The sequence below is a fragment of the Dietzia sp. SYD-A1 genome (assembly GCF_015356725.1).
GTDB lineage: Bacteria > Actinomycetota > Actinomycetes > Mycobacteriales > Mycobacteriaceae > Dietzia.
Window position 1 is genome coordinate 1 of record NZ_JADDKI010000619.1, and the last position, 1,455, is coordinate 1,455.

Sequence of the window (1,455 nt, forward strand, 5' to 3'; positions counted from 1 at the left end):
GGCCCTTCCGGAATCAGAGTGCATTGATCCGGTCGTGAAGCTGACCGGAGTGGATCAGTGACCGCAAGATGTAGTGGTTGAGGTTCCGGAAGCCCAGGGCGATTCCGCGGAGGTGTTCGAGGCGCCCGTTGATGGCCTCGACGGGACCGTTGGAGGCACCCACGTCGAAGTACGCGAGGATCTCGCGGTGCCGCTTCCACAGCGACCGGCCGAGCTGGGCGAGCTCGGGTAGTTCCTTCGGAACGCCGGCCCGGATCGATTTGAGGAGCTTGTACATCGCGATCTTGCCCTCCCGCTTGCCCGAGGCCTCGTAGGCGGCGATGAGCCGCTGGTAGACGCCGTAGGTGACCTCCACCGCCGCGTGCGCATCGTTGGCCGTGAACGCTTTGAACAGGCGGGCCTTCTGCTTGTCGGTGAGCAGCTCGGCCCGGGTGTTCAACGTCCGGCGGATGCCGTACAGCGGATCGCCCGTGCGGCCCCGGTGCCCGGTGGTGGCCTGCTGGATGCGCTGGCGGCACACGGTGAGCTTGTCCGCGGCCAGGTGCACGACGTGGAAAGGATCCATCACCGTCCGCGCTTCGGGGACGGCTTTGGCTGCGGCGGTGTGATAGCCGGCGAACCCGTCCATTGTCACCACCTTGACCCGGTCACGGAACGCCTGGTCGCGCGCGTCGAGCCACTCGGTCAGGACCCTCGCCGAACGCCCCGGGACCATGTCCAGCAGGCGAGACGGGTCGGTGCCGTCCACCACCGGGGTCAGGTCGACCAGCACCGTCACAAACGAGCTGCTGCCGTCACCGCGCACGTGCTTCCACTTGTGCTCATCGACCCCTAGAACGCGCACCCCGTCGAAGTGTCCGGGCTGGTCGTAGACCATCGTGCGGATCTCGGAGACCGCCAGGTCGTTGACCAAATCCCAGCCAAGCCCGAGGGCCTTGGCCACCGCGGACACGCTGGTGCGGTCGACCGCCAGGCGCTGCAGAATCCAGCGGGTGCAACGGCGGGTGGTCTTGGCCCGCGGCTCGGCCAACGCCGGCATGCGTTGCTGGAAGATCCGCGTGACGCACTCGGTGTTGCCGCAGGTGAAGCGCGGTACCCGCACGTGCAGTCTGGTGGGATGGCCGACGATCGGCAGATCGGTCACCCGCCGCTCGATGTGGTCTCGTAGCCGGCCCACCACCCCGCACTCGGCGCAGATCGGATCCAGTGTGACCGGGGAGCAGAACAGGTGCGTGAGCTCGTCGGCCACGGCGGCGTCGGTGATGGTCACCCCCAACTCGACGGTGCGGCAGATGGTGTCGGCAAGCAGGCTGGCGGTAGCGTTCAAAGCGGGTCCTGGGGATGCGAAGTGCTGGTGTAGGAACTTGCATCTTCACACGCCCCAGGACCCCTACATCTTGTGCCTCACCGCATCACCGGCGAACCCCAGTTACGCACTCCGGATCCGGAAGGGCC

Annotated in this window: 1 protein-coding gene; it reads right to left on the reverse strand. The window is 67.0% G+C overall.

Annotated features, from left to right (window positions below):
• Positions 1–13: 13 nt before the first annotated feature.
• The gene (locus IY392_RS17745) at positions 14–1,327 is read right to left on the reverse strand and encodes an ISL3 family transposase (protein WP_069388581.1); all 1,314 of its coding nucleotides are present in this window, start codon (positions 1,325–1,327) and stop codon (positions 14–16) included.
• Positions 1,328–1,455: the final 128 nt, after the last annotated feature.